A 17,716-nucleotide genomic window follows, 5' to 3' on the forward strand; every position below is an offset into this window, starting at 1 on the left:
AACCCTATAACTCAAGCCAAAACTGAACCTAGCAAAAGTAACTTACAACTACTTTTTATACAGCTTTTTACGTGTTTACATTATAAATTTCGCGAAAGCGTAACTTTTAAAATGAAAAAATCCCAAGTACAAAAATTTCTTGGGATTCTTCAAAAATGTTTCTATTTACAATGCTTCAAGTAGGAGAAGTACTGTTTTCATTTATGAATTCGGGGAAGTCATAAATGAGTAGTTTTAAATAAAAACAATATACCAACACCTGGTATCAACTATCATTTAGTAGGATTAAATGCTTTGCTTATGAAACAGTCTACTCTGTAAAACTCCTACCTCTTATATCAAAATAACATATGGAGCTAGAAATCAATATTATAGATATAATTTGTTTCCTATATCTTTGTTATAATCCCTATGAACAAATCATTTTATATCTTTTTTACCCTATTATCACTTACTACTAGTATTAGTTTTGGGCAATTAGGGTTTTGTTCTGGAGATCTTGGTGCTCCCATCTTTGTAGAAGATTTTGGCACGGGCACTAGTAATGGGCCTGCTTTAAGTACAGATATAACTTCTTATACATATGTAGATAGCGGTCCAGAAGATGGCTTTTATACAATCTCTTCACAAATGCAACAACTAGGCGCATTTCATATAGGGCCAGATCATACTCCTGGTGATACTAATGGAAAGGCGTTTATAGTAAATGCGAGCTTTACTGCAGATCAATTTTATCAAAAAACAATAAGTGGTCTTTGTGAAAATACTTCGTATGAGTTTTCTGCATTTTTACAAAACCTCTATAATATCAACTCTGCAGTATGCGGCGGAAACGGCATACCAGTAGATGTAAGGTTTCAAATATGGGATAGTTCTGATACCGTACTTTTAGCCTCAGGAGATACGGGCGATATTGCTGGAACGGCAAATCCTATATGGACCCAATACGGTCTCATCTTTGAAACACAAGCAGGACAAAACGAAATCATCTTAAGGATGATTAATAATGGCAACGGTGGCTGTGGTAATGATCTTGCTATAGACGATATAGTCTTTAGAGCCTGTGGAGATGTAAGCACTATAAGCTCAGATATATCTGGAGAAGAAGACATACTAATATGTAATAATCAGAATTCATTTACCACCACACTCTCTGTAGCTCTAAGCAGTGCCGTTTTTTTGCAATGGGAAGTGAGTAATGATGCCATAAACTGGACCCCTATTGCTGGGGCTACAAACGGCTCGTATACTACACCTGTTTTAAACACTACTACTTATTACAGAGTAAACACAGCAACAGATATAGCAAGTATAGGAAACCCACTTTGCTCCTTTTTATCTGAAGCATATTTAATAGACTTCATAGACGCCCCTCAAGCTCCTTTGAGCAATGGTAATGTAAATGTGTGTGAAAACCAACCTTTACTACCTATCTCAGTCACTGTAGCTACAGGTGAGGATGTACAATGGTACACCTCAGCTACAAGTACAGAAATAATAGCTACTGGAAATTCTTTTACACCTACATCACCAGGGATCTACTATGCGCAGTCTTATGTACAGGGAACAGAATGCGCGAGTCTATCACGCACACCAGTTACATTATCACAACTACCAGCACCAGTTGTGACAAATCAAGTAGAGCAACGCAATATTTGTATCAACCAAGAGAGTATCGATCTTAATGCAGGTATTACAAATGTGAGCTACTTATGGAGTACAGGAGCTACCACACCAGATATAACAATCAGTAATGCCGGAACATATAGCGTGACAATGACAAACACTGCTGGCTGTAGTGTCACAAAAACATTTCAAGTAACTGGCATAGCGTCTCCCGTCGTAGCAAATATTACAACTCAAGGCGAAAACATTATTATAGATGTTGAAAATGAAGGCAACTGGGAATACTCACTCAATGGCTCAATTTATTACACCCAGCCCATATTTAGAAATCAACCTGGAGGCATTAAAACTATTTTCGTTCGTAATACATCGGGCTGCCTTCCTGTTATTATACCGTACTATCATTATAATATTCCCACGTACTTCACCCCAAATGATGACGGAATCAATGACTACTTTTTATTACCAGACGCCACATACTTTAACACTAGTTTTATACAAGTCTTTAATCGTTATGGTAAATTAATCGCTAGTGGTAACGGTACCACTTTTACTTGGGATGGGCGATTTAACGGTAAGTTACTCCCGCCAGATGACTACTGGTACGTAATCGAGATAGATAATAAACGTATAACTGGTCACATATCACTACTTTTATAATACTATCTCTTAAAATAACATCGTTTAAGCAATGAAAAATCACCTTCTCAAGACTACTCTAGCCCTATTTATTATTATCGCTTTCGCGAAAGCAAAAACAGTAACCGCTCAAACCAGCAATAAACTCTCACCTCAAGAACAGCGTATACTTACCCTAGTAGAAAAAAACTCGGCAGAGGGTATCGCATTTCTAGAAGATGTAGTAAACATTAATAGCGGAACGCTCAATACAAAAGGAGTAAAAGAAGTAGGTAATCGCTTCTCTAGCGCATTTACAGACATAGGCTTTAACACAAAGTGGATTGATATGCCCACCGAAATGGACCGTGCAGGACATCTCTTTGCGACTACAGAGGGTACAAAAGGTAAAAGATTACTACTTATAGGTCATCTTGATACGGTTTTTGAAGAAGACAGCGAGTTTCAAAAATTTGAAATGGTAAACGACACCGTAGCAAAAGGTCCCGGAGCAAATGATATGAAAGGGGGTAACGTCGTCGTACTTTATGCGCTCAAAGCTCTAAGACAAGCAGGGATGCTAGACAATGCACAAATCACAGTAGCCTTTACTGGTGATGAAGAAAGCACAGGAAAACCGCTCACTATAAGCCGTAAGGATCTTATAGACGCAGCAAAGAGCTCAGATATTGCCCTTGGTTTTGAAACCTCAACGGGTTTTGATAATGCAACCGTAGCCCGAAGAGGTTCTTCAAACTGGAATGTAACCGTTACTGGAAAGAGAGCACACTCGAGTGGTATTTTTCGCGAAAGTGTAGGTGCGGGAGCAAATTTTGAACTTGCACGTATTCTCAACGGTTTTTATAACGAAGTAAGAGGTCCAGAATTACTATCCTTTAATCCTGGTATGATGCTGGGAGGCACAAAAATGGATCTTGAAGCAAAACAAAGTAAGGGAAGCATCTTTGGCAAAGGAAATGTAGTAGCACAAACTGCATACGTACAAGGTGGCCTACGCTTTATATCTGAAGAGCAAAAAGAAGAAGCTCGTGATAAAATGAGAGCCATTGTTGCAAATAATTTACCGCAAACAAGCGCTGTGGTCGAGTTTGAAGATAGTTACCCAGCAATGCAGCCTACTCCTCAAAATTATGCGCTTTTAGAAAAATTAAGTCAAGTAAGCCTCGATATGGGAGGGCCAGCTGTGGCAGCATACGACCCTGGAAAACGTGGCGCTGCAGACACCTCTTTTGTCGCAGAATATGTGGCTTGTCTTGACGGTTTAGGCACAATGGGAACAGGAGCACACACGCCAAATGAAACGGTATACATAAACACCATAGAGATGCTTACTAAACGTACCGCACTATTAATTTACAGACTCATAAATGAGAAAAGATAAGTCCGCTTTCGCGAAAGCGTAAATAAATACTTCATACTCAAAAAAGCCACATCACTCTATATTACTAGAAGTTATGTGGCTTTTTAATATTGTAAAAACTAGTATTCTATGAGGCTATTAAATGCTCGTAGTACTTTTTGAGTTTAGCAATTTTGGGATCAATCACAACTCTACAATAGCCTTGTAATCTGTTTTCGTTGTAGTAATCTTGATGCTCTTGCGTAGCCTCATAAAACGTAGGTAACTCAGACACCTCTGTAACTATAGGGTCTTCATAATACTCTTGTACAACTTTTATCACTTGCTCGGCTTGTTCTTTTTGCTCTTCATTGTGATAAAAAATTACAGATCTATATTGTGTACCTCGGTCTGCACCTTGCCTGTTTAACGTAGTTGGGTCGTGCGTAGTCATAAATACTGTAAGAATCTCTGCATAAGTAATCACAGTAGGATCATAATCAAATTGTATTACCTCTGCGTGACCTGTGAGACCAGAGCAAATCTCTCTATATGTGGGGTGACCGGGCACGGTACCTCCAGCATAACCAGAAACTACATTTGTAACTCCTTTGAGACGTTGCACTACTGCCTCTGTACACCAGAAACAGCCACCTCCTACGGTTGCTTGTTGTAAGTTATTCTTCTTCATCTAGGGGTGTGTCTATGCGGTTCCAAATTTTATCTGCTTTGAGCTCAAAAGTGCCTACAAAGTCCCAGTTACATTCCTCTGGCGAGATGAGTGATAAAAAAGGCTCACCTCCTCCTCTCTTGTATAAATGATAAACGGCGCCTACTATAGGCTCAAAAGAAAACTTTGCAGAGTATATAAGGTTATTATACTCAAACTGCTCCATCATTTTATCATACTGCGCTTTAAGCTCTTGATACTCTGTCTTAAATTGATGGTTAACCTTACTTATATTTGAGTTTTTCCAGGTAGTAACATCATCTGTTACAATGGCTGGAGCACCTAGGTTTGTAGCATATGGAGTTAAGGCAGCATCATACTTCCCTTTTTCTTCATTATATACAACCTGATCTGGTTTTTTCTTTGTCATCTTAAATTATCGTGCTTGGTGAGCGGAGTTATAAGTACGCTTTCGCGAAAGCGTGACAACTCATTTTTTGTACAAAGATAATGCTCAATCATTAAACAATATCTTAAAACGAAAAGCTTAACAGCGTCTTCACAGTTTAACCTACTGCGGTTTGCACTTATCTTCTCTTAGATATTTTATTATGTGTAATCTGTTTCTGTCTACTACACTTAAAACGGGCATCATCTATTCCATAGTTACGCTTTGCGGCGTGCTTTGTACTTCTACCCTGCACACGTGCTCGCCACATTCTAAAACTAGAAGGCTTCATCTCACGGCGCATAATATCTATAACCTCACGCTCACTTATCCCAAACTGAAATTGAATCGCATCAAAAGTAGTGCGATCTTCCCACGCCATCTCGATAATACGATCTAACTGTCTATCTGTAAACTCTTTCATATTTCTTCTTTTTGTAATCTATTATTAATCCCATACCTGTCTATCTACTAAGGTATGTCGTTTTAAAATGCGCACGGCGTCTTGCTTTACGGCCGGACGCTCTTTGTACTTCCACATTGTGTCTGTAGCATATTTTTGGGTCTCTTTTATATTTACAATAGGCGCTGGGTAGTCCTTACCTATAGTTGTATTACAAAACTGCTGCTCGAGGAGGCTCATCGTCCACGGTTCATGTATGTATGACAGCGGTACTTCACGTAGTTCTGGAATCCACGTTTTTATAAACTCTCCTTCTGGGTCGTGTTCATAACTGTTTTTTACAGGGTTATAAATACGCAACATATTAATACCGGTTTCTCCAGCTTGCATTTGTATTTGCGGGTAGTGTATACCTGGCTCAAAATCTAAAAATTGCCTCGCAAGAAATGCTGATGCATCTTGCCAGGGTTGCCACAAGTTGTGTGTAAAAAATGACAACGTAAGCGCTCTCATTCTAAAATTGAGATAACCCGTCTCTACAAGGCATCGCATACAAGCATCTACTAGCGGGTAACCTGTTTTACCCTCTTGCCAAGCCTTTGCATAGACTGGGTTAGACACTTTCTTTAAGCTATGGAAGCCTCTATTTACACTTACAAACTCCATTGTATCTTCCATCTCAAACTTCTGTATAAAATGAGCAGACCACCTAAGGCGTGAGGTAAAACCATCTATCTGTCTTTTGTAAGGTGAGGCTTGTCGCAGCTTTTTTGCCCGCTGCCATACTTCGCGCACCGACAGGTTACCCCAAGCTATATATGGAGACAAGCGACTACAACTCTTTCTGGCTAGTAAAGGTTTTGAGATATGAGCATTATAATTTTTGATTCTGTCCCTCAAAAAGCTATCATAATAACGCAGTCCCATTGTAGTGCCTCCTTTTTGAAATGCTGTATTTTCTGGTGTTTGTAAAGAGACACAATCAAAATACTGCTCAAAGACCTCTACTTCTTTCTTTGTAACAAGGTCTCCGCTTTGCGGCACAAAAATGCGTTGTGGCTCAGTCATCCACCATTCCCAGCCTTGTACCCAGCCTACTCTGTTACTTAAGCTACGCCTTACTCCATTATTTATAAATTGTATCCATCGTATGTCTTGAGACTGCTGGTAGACCTTAAATGCAATATCTCTATCATAGGTTTTTCGAATTCCAGTTTCTACGTGAGAATAGACCCGTTTTATGGTGTAATGCTGCTGTAATTTTTTAAAAACAGGTATCACTTCTCCTTGAACAACAAGTATCTTGGTGTCATAATTTTCTAATCTGCTTTGTAAATCCCGAAGTGACTCTTTTATAAAATTAAAATGTCGCTCACTATAATGCTCATCGTCTAGTAAAGAAGGTTCAAAGATATATAGCAATATTACAGGTTCACTATGTTGAAGTGCCTGCCACAAGTTTTCATTATCTTGTAGCCTTAGGTCCCTTTTAAACCAGTGTACGGTGATATGTGGTTTACTATTACTCAATAATTCTCTGGATGTTCTATAATATCTTGCGCCCGTTCTTGGTGTGCTTGCAAGGTCTTCTTATCCATTTTATCAAGAAGGCTAAGCATCATATTCATTCTATTATTGTTTTCAAAATGTGCACGCTTCTCACTTAAGAAATTCCAATACAAAGCGTTGAAAGGGCAGGCATCTTCTCCTGTTTTCTTACTCACTTTGTAATGACAACCCTTACAATAATTAGACATTTTATTTATGTAACTACCGCTTGACACATAGGGTTTTGTAGCAATCTTTCCGCCATCTGCCCATTGTGACATTCCTCTCGTGTTTGTAATTTCTACCCACTCTATTGCGTCTATATAAATACCCAAATACCACTCATCTACCTGTGATGGATCACACATTGTAAGCAGTGCATAATTACCAGTCACCATAAGTCGCTGTATATGGTGTGCGTAGGCATTATCAAGACTATTATTTATACTGCAGCTCAAGCAGTTCATCTTAGTTTTACCCGTCCAGTAAAAATCTGGTAAATCATTAATATTTTCTAGCTTGTTTACGGTTGCAAATTCTGGCATTTGCATCCAGTACATTCCTCTCATATACTCTCGCCAGCCTAATATCTGTCTTACAAATCCCTCTACTTGACTTATAGAAATATCATCGCTATGATCTCTCCAGTAGTCTATAACTGTTTCAATTACTTCTTGAGGATCTAGGAGTTTACTATTCATCGCAAAGCTCAATCTACTATGATACAGATATGCTTGATCTGGATCCATAGCGTCTTGATAATCGCCAAAATGCACCAACAGGTTCTCACAAAAATATCTCAACACAGAAAGTCCATCTGCTCTACTAGTGGGCCAGTTAAAGTGTTTTTCGGTAATGCGGCCTATGGTTTTTACTCCTTCTTTTTCTAGTAGCTCAACAATCTCTCGTGCATCTTTTCTAAAACCACGCTCGTGTGGGATGAGGGTCTCACCCTTCCATTTATTGCGGTTACTGTGGTCAAAATTCCACTTTCCACCTTCTGGATCTTTGTCATTTATCATCATAATGTCGTACCTCTTGCGCATCATACGGTAGAAGTATTCCATTGTAAATTGCTTTTTCCCTTTGAAGAACTCTTGCAAATCTGTGCGCGAACTCATAAAATGCTCTGTATCGCACGATTGTACGGGAATGTTTACGCTTTCGCGAAAGCGTACTAATAACTCATCTAGTCTATACTCGTCTGGTAATTGATATTCAAACTGCTCAATGTCATACTGGGCTATAAGCTGTTCAAGATTTTCTGTAAGACTTTGTGTGTTAGGAGCATCATCTAGCTGGTAATAAACGACCGTATGACCTCGCTCTTGTAGCCAGCTTGCAAACTCGCGCATAGACATAAAAAAGGCAACTACCTTTTGAATATGGTGTTTTACATAGTCTGTTTCTTGGCGCATTTCTGCCATAAAGTACACCACCTCATCGTCCTGCTCTTGAAACCAAGAGTGTTTATGATTGAGCTGGTCGCCTAGTATGAGTCGTAATTTTTTCATTTAAAAAAGTTCTTCCTGCGTCCATAGTCTGACATATTTCCCGCTTCCATCATACATATCTTGCTGCCTCTTGATGTTAAATTTACGGTCACGAGGGTCATTACCTACTCCAGCATTATACATCCAGTTACCCCAGTTGCTGTGTACGTCATAATCTATGAGTATACTTTCAAAATATGCTGCGCCTACACGCCAGTCTTGCTCTTGTTCTTTTGCCCAGAAGCTAGCAACATTTTGACGACCGCGGTTAGACATCCAGCCAGTTTCCTTGAGCTCAATCATATTTGCGTTTACAAAATCATATTTTGTATTCCCATTAATCCACTCGCGTTGGGCTTTATTGTTATGCTTCCAGTCGTATTCTTTATTGAGAATACCACCTATTTTAAAAATGTTATCACCGTGTTTAAGAGAAACGTACTTAAAATAATCTCTCCATATAAGCTCAAATATGAGCCAGTAGGTGTCTTGATTTTTTTTAACTTCTTTTTCAAATCTTTTTACCTCCCAATAAATCTGTCTTGCAGATATGGACCCATTTGCAAGCCAAGCAGAGAGCTTAGAACTATAACCTTCACCTATGAGACCGTTACGGGTTTTCTTGTAATATGCCAGCTTTTGTGTGGTCCAGAAATAGTCATTAAGACGAGCCCAAGCAGCATCTTCTCCACCTTCCCAAGGGAATGCTGTGCGGTGATCTTTTACAAAGGTGTCTAACCCTAAGTCTTTTAGTGTAGGTATAGGAGTTACGGTAGTTAAGTTATTTTCTTGCGGCAGTGCCGTAAGCTCTTTGAAATTAGGTCTCACATTACTTTCTTTCTCGCACTTTTTTCTAAACTGTGTAAAGATTTTAGGAACCTCTGTTATGGTATTGAAGGGAATATCATCTGGGTGAAATAGAAACTGATCATATACCACCTCGTGTTTTACTTGAGGTATTGCGCGCTCTACAGCGTTTGTGACTTTAACCTCTTCTGTCGTCCACTCTTTTTGAGAATGCAGGCTAGTTACTTTATAATTTTCGACTACTGAGGTTATATGCTCTTCGGGCTTGTGATTATAAACTAGCAAGGTGATATTGAGCTTGTCTAGATTTGATCTTAGATTTTCTATAGTTTCAATAAGAAACTTAGCTCTATATTTTTCGGTCTTTTTAAAACCAAAATCACCCTCCTCATAATGGCGAGGATCAAAATAATAAACACCGACAACTCTTTTACCAGTAGCAATAGCCGCCGTAAGTGACGCGTTATCTTGAACTCTAAGATTATTTCTGAACCATACCAATGTGGTATCCATATTCTAATTTTAGAATAAAGATACTATTGTTTATTATTTTATTAAAAAGATTAAACAAATTTTAACCTAAGAAACTATAAGAAAATCTTTACTTGAGTTGTATATGTATGTGATCGTCGTGCCTTACTGCCCTACAACCGTGATATCTAATTTTACTATGATTAAGTTTCATTCTTTCTTTAAGATGGGGTTCTATAAATAATTTTCCTAAATTATCCGAAGCCAGTAATTTCTTAATTAGAATTGCTGTACCCTTTTCTGAGAACTTTAAATCTTCATTTATTTTCCCTAATGTGAGGTATTTAGGGTAGTCGTACTGATAATAACCACTCGATAAACAGGTCCTTATTTGGTTATGTTCTTTAGCCTTAGGATGTTCAAAATTTCCATACCCACTAAAGGACTTTTGCTTATTACTTATTTCTGCGTTTTTAGATTCGTAAATAAGACTTATGTCTAATTTTTTACCATCATTATGACTTAAATGAGGAAGTAAAGGAAACCTATCTAAAAAAGGGAAGTTTGCATCTAAATAATGGATTTCGATTTCGGTATTTCTGAGTCTTTTTGATGTCTTTGAAAGTAACAAATTTAGCTCAGGCTTCACGTAGTTTCTATTAAGTAAAACTGTCCCAAAATTAGAGGGTTTTATTTTGTCAGAATTTTGAATTCTCTCTCGTCCGAATATGGGTGCAATTACAGGAACAATTACTAAAGTGAAGATCACATAGAATAATAAAAAGATAAGAAGTCTTTTAAACCTGAACTCTCTTTTCCACCACCTACAAACTATTATACTAAGTATATAAACAACACCACCGATTTGTGTAATTACAGTAAGCAATAGAAAAATAAAAATCCCCAATGCTATTATAAAAAGCCTTTTCATCTAATAATCTTTATGACAATCACTAATGTGTAAGTTATATGGCAAACTATATCACCTAACCTGATGAGCTGGTTTAAGAAGATCATTTACCGTTTTTACAGGATTGAACGTTAAGAGGGGTACCTCAATAAAGATGGTATTCCAGTGTGCCATTCCTCCGTTCCAAAGACCGGGGTGCTCAAGTGCTTTTATTTTCTGTCCCTCGTAACTTTTTGAAGCTATGAATCCGGCTTTATAGTCTACAAATTTGAGAAGGTCATATTTCTCTCCTTTGTAATTTTTTACTCCGCAAACAATATCTACTGGGTTGAAGTGAGTGGCATTTGTTACAATTTGTTGCTGTGCGTTATCACCAGGGTTGATTTGCACACTCTCTACAATCTGGAGACATTCTTTCCCATTTTCGTGACGAACCCAAAACGGACCTCCACCTGGCTCACCTTCATTTTTTACCATACCACAAACGCGTAGTGGCCTGTCTAGAAGTTCTCTCAAGTACTCCACTTGATAGGTAGGCGAGTATCGCTCAAAATCTGACGCAATCTTTATAAAAAGCTCATTTTGTAGAAATGTAGCAATCTCTAAAATAACTTGCTCATTTATAGCTTCGGCATCATCTAGTTTATGCAGGTAGGCAAAAGATTTTTCTTGTATCTCAAGCAATTTACCTGCAAGCATTTTTTTAAAATGAGCAACCTTCTTACGATACTTGCTTACAACTACATTGTCTATATTCTTTATAAATATAATATCTGCATCTTGCTCATTAAGGTTGTTTATAAGCGCCCCGTGACCACCAGGTCTAAAGACTAGTTGTCCTTCTTTGTCCCTAAGCAATTCTCCATTACTTGCTAGTGCAACAGTATCTGTAGCTGGAGATTGAAATGAGTATGAAATGTCAAAAGTAGTGGCGGTTTTTTCTTGTACGTAGTCTTTACGTTTTTCAAACTGTTTCTGAAAACGCTCTAAATGTGCCTCAGAAATTGTAAAGTGCAATCGTGCTACGCCATCTTTTGCCGCATAAGATGCGCCTTCAAACAAATGCTCTTCAAAGGCAGTAGCAATATTTTTTTTATACCTGTGGAATGGGAATAAGCCTTTAGGTTTGTTTCCAAAATTAAGCTCATCTTCATTGAGCAATATTTTTATAAACCGCAATCTATTTACATCTATATCTAGTGATTCTCCATCACTATACCTCTTCTTAATGCGCTTACGCACCTTTTTATAAAAAGGAAAGCTATCTAATCCCACAAAAAATAGGCGTAGTTCTGGCACTCCCTTTTTATTAATGTAGGCATTTATTGATCCCTCTACAGGATTGTAATCATCATAAAACTGAAAGAGAAATTTAAACATTCTAGTTGCCGCACCAGAGGCTGGTGTAAACTTTAATAACTCAAGGTTACCACTAGATTGATCAAATTTTTCTACAAGTGCTTTTTCTTGATCTGAAGATAAGATGAGTATTCCATTTCCATCTGTGGCGGCATCCCTTAAATCTGCAAAAGGAATTCCTTTGGTTAGACTCTCAAACTGACTCTGTACTTGCTCTAGTGCAATGCCTCTTTTGTCCAGCTGCTTTTTATCTTCTTCTGTTATTTTCAAACTAATAGTGTGTTAATTACCTGAGTTGCCTCCGTCACTCGCTCTTGTACTCCTCCCTTCATTATAATGTAGGGTCTATTATACTTTATCAAAGCGCTTTCAAAGGCTTTGAACATTTCTAACCGGCGGTGTGGTCTATCTCGTAAATCGTCTTCTTCCCAAGGTGTATCTATGTAGGTTAAAAGATACAAATCATATTGATTTTCTAATGCTATTTTTTCTAATAATTCTGGGCACCACCCATCATAATATGCTTCACTATAGACCTTTGTAGTAAGTAAATCTGTATCACAAATGATAAGCCTATCTGTGCTTGCGGCTGCTTTATTTTCTAAATCTATCTGTCCAACAGCTATGGGAAGTAAATCTTTGGGTCTACAGATTTTCTTCTCCTTCTCCCAAAGTTCTTGTAAATACTTTCGGGCAAATTCTTCTACCAGGGGAGCGTTATAATGCTCTGATAGCTTTCGCGAAAGCGTACTTTTCCCACTACTCTCTGGTCCAAAAAGACATACTCTTATACAACTGCTAGGGACTTGTCTAAGTTTTTCTTCCATTCTAAATAACCGAAAACGGCAATAATTGTTAATGCAAAATACAAGATACTACTAAAGGTCAAACCTTTATAAAAATATAAGGGCACAGTGATGATATCACCTATAATCCAGTATATCCAGTTTTCTATCTTACGCTTTGCCATAAGCCACATCCCTACAAAGAAAATGCCTGTCGTAATCATATCTATATATGATGTCCAGTGCGAAATTTTATCAAAAGTGATGTATACGACATATGTAAATACCGCAGCGGCTATAAAAATACCCACAGAGATAATGTGCTCTTTTTTTGAGGTAGTGGTAATAGGTGTAACCGCTGTACCATCTACCGTTCTGGTCCAAATATACCAGCCATATACACTCATAATAAAGTAATATGCATTAATCATCATATCACCTAGCAAGCCCCATTTGAGTAATAAATACACAAAAATGGCTGTACAAATCATCCCCGTAGGAAAGACCAGAACATTATTCTTTTTTGAATAAATAACTGATGCTATTGTAAATACAGAGGCAAGTAGCTCTAATACGATATCTAGTGTATCATAACTCGCATATTGCCCAAAGAGGAAATCAAAAATCTGGGACATAGTCTGAGCGATCTGTTTTTACCATTTTTATGTAAAAGAGGCCTATACCCACTTCTTTAAAACTGCGCTTCATCTCTACAGTGAGAAGCCCCATCACCTCATCATAATCACCATAAACCTGCGTCGCAAGAGGGTTTTCTATAACGGTGAGGCCTGAGTCACGTAGCCTTTTTATAAAATTTATAATATGCCCTTCATAATCATCCTGCAAAGGACTAAAAGTAAGGTCTACAGATATATTCATAATTTCTTATTTATTATAGACGTGCAAAAGTGCTCCCATCCCATAGTTTACGTGACCTGTCTTTACTAGTGCAGAATTCTCGTTATAAGATTTATCAAACACTTGCCATTTTTTATTATTAAAAAACACCCTTCTTACAAAAGTCTTTTGCGCAGGAAGATCATTTGTAAAAGGCAACAGCGGTCTAAAAGTGATAGACACCTTTTGTATACCTCTAGGCGTTTCTATCTCATTATATTTTTTAGTCTGTATCAATTTCCCTTGAGGGTCTGCATAGCCTAGTACTTGTAAAGATGCATATAACCCACCTTTAGGGATAAAGATTTGGAATTTTGAAATGTCTAATTCATACATCTCATCATCTTGCTCGCTTACGCGAAAAACGATATCATCGTGTACCATAGCATCACCAGGTAGTCCGTTATCATTTTTATAAAACTGAATTCTAAAAAGAGTAGAAAACTTCATATTACCCTTTTTACGAAACTCCTTTTCTGAGTTAATAGGTAGCCAAAGTTGCGCCACTTTTGTAGACTTACCCTCTTGCCTTTCGAAAAACGCAGCCACCTCACTTTCTACCGTAGGAAGCCAGCTATTATAATAGTTGATGTGTGTAGTTTCTTTAAGCTTTTTCTTTTTATACTTTCCTTTTTTTTCTGAAGTGAGAACCACTTCCTCTAGCTGGCTTGCTACAGGCTGTAAGAATACTTGAGAAACCAGTCCCTCTGTAGCAACAGTTTTACTCTCAAAACCTATTGCCGAAATATAAAGACTGTCAATGTCTTTATACTTAGATGCCTCAAATCTAAACTCTCCCTCTTCTCCAGCAAATGTACCTCGACCATCTCCAAAAGAGATAGTTGCAAAAGAAACCGGCGTCTTTGTAACTGCATCTTTCACAAAGGTAGTCTGGCTATTTACAACCGCAGTTAATGTAAGTACTATGGCTAAGAAGAAAACTTTCATATAAACAAATGTAGTGGTTTTAAACCGTTAGTTATTCCAGGTGTTATCTTCAAAAGCCGTGCCTACCACTACCATTGTAGCCCCAGCCGTAAAAGCCGCTTGCATAGCACGCTCTGTACGTATGCCGCCACCTACAATTATGGGTATGGTAACGGCCTCACAAACTGATGTTATAATATGAGGCTGTACTGCACTTCTAGCACCGCTCCCCGCCTCTAAATATAGTAGTTTTTTGCCCAGATATTGTCCAGCTAGAGCAGTCGTTATAATAGTTTCTGGTTGATCTTGAGATAGTGGTTGCGTATTGCTCACTCTCTCAACTGCCGTTTGCGACCCGCCATCTATAAGAAGGTAACCCGTCGGTATGACTTCAAGATTACTTTGTTGCACTGCTCGTGCGGCTTTTACTTGCTGCCCTATTAAAAACTCCGGATTATCACCAGAGAGTAGTGATAAAAACAATAGCGCATTTGCCTCTGGAGTAACTTGAGTGTAATCTCCCGGAAATAATATTACTGGTAAATCTGTTTCGGCTTTGAGGAGTTGTACAACTTTTTCGGTTTTGTGGTTGTGATCTGTACTACCCCCTATAAAAAGATGTGTGGTTTGCGCGGGAATTTTTTTTAAGTACGCTTTCGCGAAAGCGCTACTCTTCCCATCACCATCTACCTCAAACTTATCTGGATCTATGAGTATGGCGAGCAGTTGCTCTTTATACTGAGCAGCCCTTATTATGTTTTCTAGTATAGACATTATAAACGAAGGTAGGGATTTATACAAAGTACAGGCAAGGCTAATTATTAACTCATAAACTTTCTATATTTCTCACTCAAAATGAGCATAAAAATTTACTCGCATAGTATGCTTGATAATCAAAAACTCTAGTATATCTTTGCGGCATCTCAAAGGGGTGCTTTTAAATAAGCTGAGATTATACCCATTGAACCTAGAACAGGTAATGCTGTTTAGGAATGAGAAAGAGGTCTTACTAAAACTATAACTGCGTAGTTTTAGTAAGGCAACACTACTCTTGAGACGTGCTTTTATAGCACACCCTCTTCAATATGTGCGCGCGGCACAGGTATGTTTTATACTAACATTTAAGGAATATTTGCCCTTTGTATTCGTAACCAAACTAATTACGGATGAAAAAGATCCTATTAAGTATGATGGCACTTGCAGCAATCACTGCTACTGCCCAACAAACTACTGTTATTGACACCACAAAAGTGGAGTCGCTAGATGAAGTACTGGTACGCTCTGTAAGAGTAAAGGCAGACTCACCTATCACGCACTCTAACCTTACAAAGGCACAAATCGCCCAGCGTAACTTAGGTCAAGACATCGCTACACAGCTTAACTTTTTAACTAGTGTTGTCACCACATCAGATGCTGGTGCGGGAATAGGGTATACAGGTTTTAGAGTACGTGGTACTGGTAACCAAGGTATCAATGTAACGATAAATGGTATCCCTTATAATGATGCAGAGAGCGCAACTACGTTTTTTGTAAACCTCCAAGACTTTAGCTCTTCTGTAGAGAGTTTACAGTTACAGCGTGGCGTAGGGTCTTCTACAAACGGACCTGGAGCCTTTGGAGCAAGTCTTAACATTCTTACAGATGCTATTTCTAAGGAGGCTTATGGTGAAATTTCTAACTCATTTGGATCTTTTGCAACACGTCGTCACAATGTGAAGTTTAGTACAGGGTTACTTAATGATCATATAGAGATATCGGGAAGATTATCACAAATAAAGTCTGATGGATATATAGATAGAGCATCTTCAGACCTTAAGTCTTACTTTTTACAAGCGGCTTATACAGATGATAACACGCTTATTAAGTTAGTTAACTTTGCAGGATCTGAGGTGACGTATCAATCTTGGTTTGGTATAGACGCAGAGACACTTGCAGAAGATAGAACGTTTAACCCAGCTGGTCAATTTACAGATGAGAATGGTGTAACACGTTTTCACGATAATCAAGTAGATAATTACAAGCAAGATCACTACCAGCTACACTGGAACCAGCGTTATGATAACAACTGGAGTACACAGCTTAGCCTTAACTACACGTATGGTCGCGGCTTCTTTGAAGAATATAAAGAAGATGAAAATCTTGCATTTTACAGCATCGCTCCTGTAGTTATAGGTGATGAGACGGTAGAGACCTCAGATATTATAAGACGTCGCTGGCTAGATAATGACTTTTATGTGGCAAATGCTACGGTAAATTATAAGGACACAAGCCTAGACTTTGTAGGTGGATTATACGGAAGTGTATATGATGGTGACCATTTTGGCGAAGTGATTTGGGCACGTTTTGCTAGCGATAGTGAGCTAGGTGATGATTACTATTTTGGAACTGGTAAGAAGAAGGAGTTTTCTGCTTTCGCGAAAGCGAACTACCGTTTCAACTCAAAATGGAGTGGTTACCTTGACTTACAGCAACGTTTTATCTCATACACAACAGACGGGATTAACTCTGACATAGCCGAATTTATAGTAGATGAAGATTATAGTTTCTTTAACCCAAAAGCGGGGCTTTCTTATAAGGTAAATGATAACAACCAGCTGTATGCATCTTTTGCTAGAGCAAACAGAGAGCCTAACCGTACAGATTTTGAAAACGGAGCACCACGTCCCGAGCGTCTTAACGACTGGGAGTTAGGATGGCGTCATAATACAGAAAAGGTAAGCCTTAATGTAAACGGATACTATATGGGTTACCGTGACCAGCTGGTACTTACTGGGGCGCTAGATGACGTAGGAGCACCTATACGTGCAAATAGTGGAGAGAGCTTTAGAGCTGGTATTGAGATAGACGCGGCAATCGCTATAACAGATAAAATTACTGTACAGCCTAATGTTGCAATAAGCACAAATAAAAACAGAGATTTCTTTTTTGAGAGAGACGGCGTGCTTACTAACCTAGGTAATACAGACATCTCATACTCGCCTAACCTAGTTGCCGGTAACACCATTTCTTACAAGCCAGCACAAAACTTTAGAATAAGCCTTTTATCTAAATATGTAGGTGAGCAATACTTAGGTAATATAGACAGTGAGACTTCTAAACTAGATAGCTACTTTACAAATGACTTAAATGTTACTTATGAGCTTAAAGATATCCCGGTATTTAAGTCTATCGTGTTTAACGCGCTAGTAAATAACATATTTGATATTGAATATGTATCAAACGGTTACTTCTTTACCTATGATGATGATTTCTCAGTACCAAATGAGATCACAACTATAGAGGGAGCAGGCTTTTATCCACAGGCTGGGATTAACTTTCTAGTAGGTGCTACGATGAAGTTTTAAAACTAAATTTTGAATTTATGTTTTTTTAGCTTACTTTAAGTGTCAAATAA

Annotated in this window: 16 protein-coding genes; 3 read left to right on the forward strand and 13 right to left on the reverse strand. The window is 38.2% G+C overall.

Annotated elements, in window-relative coordinates:
- Positions 1-411 precede the first annotated feature (411 nt).
- Both ACFO5T_RS01095 and ACFO5T_RS01100 read left to right on the forward strand, forming a co-directional pair.
- On the forward strand, positions 412-2,286 hold the full coding sequence (locus ACFO5T_RS01095) for a T9SS type B sorting domain-containing protein (RefSeq protein WP_380031323.1): 1,875 nt from the start codon (positions 412-414) through the stop codon (positions 2,284-2,286).
- 31 nt (positions 2,287-2,317) lie between these two features.
- Positions 2,318-3,646, forward strand: a complete 1,329-nt coding sequence (locus ACFO5T_RS01100; RefSeq protein WP_380031325.1) for a M20/M25/M40 family metallo-hydrolase — start codon at positions 2,318-2,320, stop codon at positions 3,644-3,646.
- Between the two features lie 106 nt (positions 3,647-3,752).
- Here ACFO5T_RS01100 and msrA read toward each other — a convergent pair whose 3' ends face one another.
- The 13 genes from msrA to ACFO5T_RS01165 form a co-directional block, all read right to left on the reverse strand.
- Complete coding sequence (msrA, locus tag ACFO5T_RS01105) at positions 3,753-4,295, reverse strand: peptide-methionine (S)-S-oxide reductase MsrA (RefSeq protein ID WP_380031327.1); 543 nt, start codon at positions 4,293-4,295, stop codon at positions 3,753-3,755.
- The gene (locus tag ACFO5T_RS01110) at positions 4,282-4,704 is read right to left on the reverse strand and encodes a DUF2452 domain-containing protein (RefSeq protein WP_375252187.1); all 423 of its coding nucleotides are present in this window, start codon (positions 4,702-4,704) and stop codon (positions 4,282-4,284) included. The genes msrA and ACFO5T_RS01110 overlap by 14 nt, the downstream gene beginning before the upstream one ends.
- Before the next feature lie 157 nt (positions 4,705-4,861).
- The gene (locus tag ACFO5T_RS01115; RefSeq protein WP_038601158.1) at positions 4,862-5,146 is read right to left on the reverse strand and encodes a TIGR03643 family protein; all 285 of its coding nucleotides are present in this window, start codon (positions 5,144-5,146) and stop codon (positions 4,862-4,864) included.
- Between the two features lie 24 nt (positions 5,147-5,170).
- A complete protein-coding gene (locus ACFO5T_RS01120; RefSeq protein WP_380031330.1) occupies positions 5,171-6,655 on the reverse strand; it encodes a cryptochrome/deoxyribodipyrimidine photo-lyase family protein in 1,485 nt (494 codons plus the stop codon).
- Complete coding sequence (locus ACFO5T_RS01125) at positions 6,652-8,187, reverse strand: cryptochrome/photolyase family protein (RefSeq protein WP_380031332.1); 1,536 nt, start codon at positions 8,185-8,187, stop codon at positions 6,652-6,654. The genes ACFO5T_RS01120 and ACFO5T_RS01125 overlap by 4 nt, the downstream gene beginning before the upstream one ends.
- Positions 8,188-9,486 (reverse strand): DASH family cryptochrome, encoded by a 1,299-nt coding sequence (locus ACFO5T_RS01130; RefSeq protein ID WP_380031334.1) that lies wholly within the window; start codon positions 9,484-9,486, stop codon positions 8,188-8,190.
- A gap of 88 nt (positions 9,487-9,574) precedes the next feature.
- Positions 9,575-10,375 carry a hypothetical protein gene (locus ACFO5T_RS01135; protein WP_380031336.1) on the reverse strand — a complete coding sequence of 267 codons (801 nt, stop codon included), beginning with the start codon at positions 10,373-10,375 and terminating at the stop codon, positions 9,575-9,577.
- A gap of 51 nt (positions 10,376-10,426) precedes the next feature.
- A complete protein-coding gene (locus ACFO5T_RS01140; RefSeq protein ID WP_380031339.1) occupies positions 10,427-11,983 on the reverse strand; it encodes a DUF4301 family protein in 1,557 nt (518 codons plus the stop codon).
- Positions 11,980-12,540 (reverse strand): AAA family ATPase, encoded by a 561-nt coding sequence (locus ACFO5T_RS01145; RefSeq protein ID WP_380031341.1) that lies wholly within the window; start codon positions 12,538-12,540, stop codon positions 11,980-11,982. Before ACFO5T_RS01145 ends, ACFO5T_RS01140 begins: the two co-directional genes overlap by 4 nt.
- Positions 12,501-13,133 (reverse strand): nicotinamide riboside transporter PnuC, encoded by a 633-nt coding sequence (gene pnuC / locus ACFO5T_RS01150; RefSeq protein ID WP_299149116.1) that lies wholly within the window; start codon positions 13,131-13,133, stop codon positions 12,501-12,503. The genes ACFO5T_RS01145 and pnuC overlap by 40 nt, the downstream gene beginning before the upstream one ends.
- Positions 13,117-13,377 carry a hypothetical protein gene (locus ACFO5T_RS01155; protein WP_380031343.1) on the reverse strand — a complete coding sequence of 87 codons (261 nt, stop codon included), beginning with the start codon at positions 13,375-13,377 and terminating at the stop codon, positions 13,117-13,119. The genes pnuC and ACFO5T_RS01155 overlap by 17 nt, the downstream gene beginning before the upstream one ends.
- A gap of 6 nt (positions 13,378-13,383) precedes the next feature.
- Positions 13,384-14,343 (reverse strand): peptidase associated/transthyretin-like domain-containing protein, encoded by a 960-nt coding sequence (locus tag ACFO5T_RS01160; RefSeq protein WP_380031345.1) that lies wholly within the window; start codon positions 14,341-14,343, stop codon positions 13,384-13,386.
- A 27-nt stretch (positions 14,344-14,370) separates the two neighbouring features.
- Complete coding sequence (locus ACFO5T_RS01165; RefSeq protein WP_380031347.1) at positions 14,371-15,096, reverse strand: phosphoglycerol geranylgeranyltransferase; 726 nt, start codon at positions 15,094-15,096, stop codon at positions 14,371-14,373.
- A 392-nt stretch (positions 15,097-15,488) separates the two neighbouring features.
- Between ACFO5T_RS01165 and ACFO5T_RS01170 the strand changes: the two genes are divergently transcribed.
- Positions 15,489-17,666 carry a TonB-dependent receptor gene (locus tag ACFO5T_RS01170; protein WP_380031349.1) on the forward strand — a complete coding sequence of 726 codons (2,178 nt, stop codon included), beginning with the start codon at positions 15,489-15,491 and terminating at the stop codon, positions 17,664-17,666.
- Positions 17,667-17,716: the final 50 nt, after the last annotated feature.

This window comes from Dokdonia genika (assembly GCF_042652845.1).
GTDB classification, from domain to species: domain Bacteria; phylum Bacteroidota; class Bacteroidia; order Flavobacteriales; family Flavobacteriaceae; genus Dokdonia; species Dokdonia donghaensis.

Bases quoted from the DNA above. Each gene is read 5' to 3' on its own strand.
- ACFO5T_RS01095 (WP_380031323.1), top strand. From the start codon at position 412: ATGAACAAATCATTTTATATCTTTTTTACCCTATTATCACTTACTACT.
- ACFO5T_RS01100 (WP_380031325.1), top strand. From the start codon at position 2,318: ATGAAAAATCACCTTCTCAAGACTACTCTAGCCCTATTTATTATTATC.
- msrA (WP_380031327.1), bottom strand. From the start codon at position 4,295: ATGAAGAAGAATAACTTACAACAAGCAACCGTAGGAGGTGGCTGTTTC.
- ACFO5T_RS01110 (WP_375252187.1), bottom strand. From the start codon at position 4,704: ATGACAAAGAAAAAACCAGATCAGGTTGTATATAATGAAGAAAAAGGG.
- ACFO5T_RS01115 (WP_038601158.1), bottom strand. From the start codon at position 5,146: ATGAAAGAGTTTACAGATAGACAGTTAGATCGTATTATCGAGATGGCG.
- ACFO5T_RS01125 (WP_380031332.1), bottom strand. From the start codon at position 8,187: ATGAAAAAATTACGACTCATACTAGGCGACCAGCTCAATCATAAACAC.
- ACFO5T_RS01130 (WP_380031334.1), bottom strand. From the start codon at position 9,486: ATGGATACCACATTGGTATGGTTCAGAAATAATCTTAGAGTTCAAGAT.
- ACFO5T_RS01135 (WP_380031336.1), bottom strand. From the start codon at position 10,375: ATGAAAAGGCTTTTTATAATAGCATTGGGGATTTTTATTTTTCTATTG.
- ACFO5T_RS01145 (WP_380031341.1), bottom strand. From the start codon at position 12,540: ATGGAAGAAAAACTTAGACAAGTCCCTAGCAGTTGTATAAGAGTATGT.
- pnuC (WP_299149116.1), bottom strand. From the start codon at position 13,133: ATGTCCCAGATTTTTGATTTCCTCTTTGGGCAATATGCGAGTTATGAT.
- ACFO5T_RS01155 (WP_380031343.1), bottom strand. From the start codon at position 13,377: ATGAATATATCTGTAGACCTTACTTTTAGTCCTTTGCAGGATGATTAT.
- ACFO5T_RS01160 (WP_380031345.1), bottom strand. From the start codon at position 14,343: ATGAAAGTTTTCTTCTTAGCCATAGTACTTACATTAACTGCGGTTGTA.
- ACFO5T_RS01165 (WP_380031347.1), bottom strand. From the start codon at position 15,096: ATGTCTATACTAGAAAACATAATAAGGGCTGCTCAGTATAAAGAGCAA.
- ACFO5T_RS01170 (WP_380031349.1), top strand. From the start codon at position 15,489: ATGAAAAAGATCCTATTAAGTATGATGGCACTTGCAGCAATCACTGCT.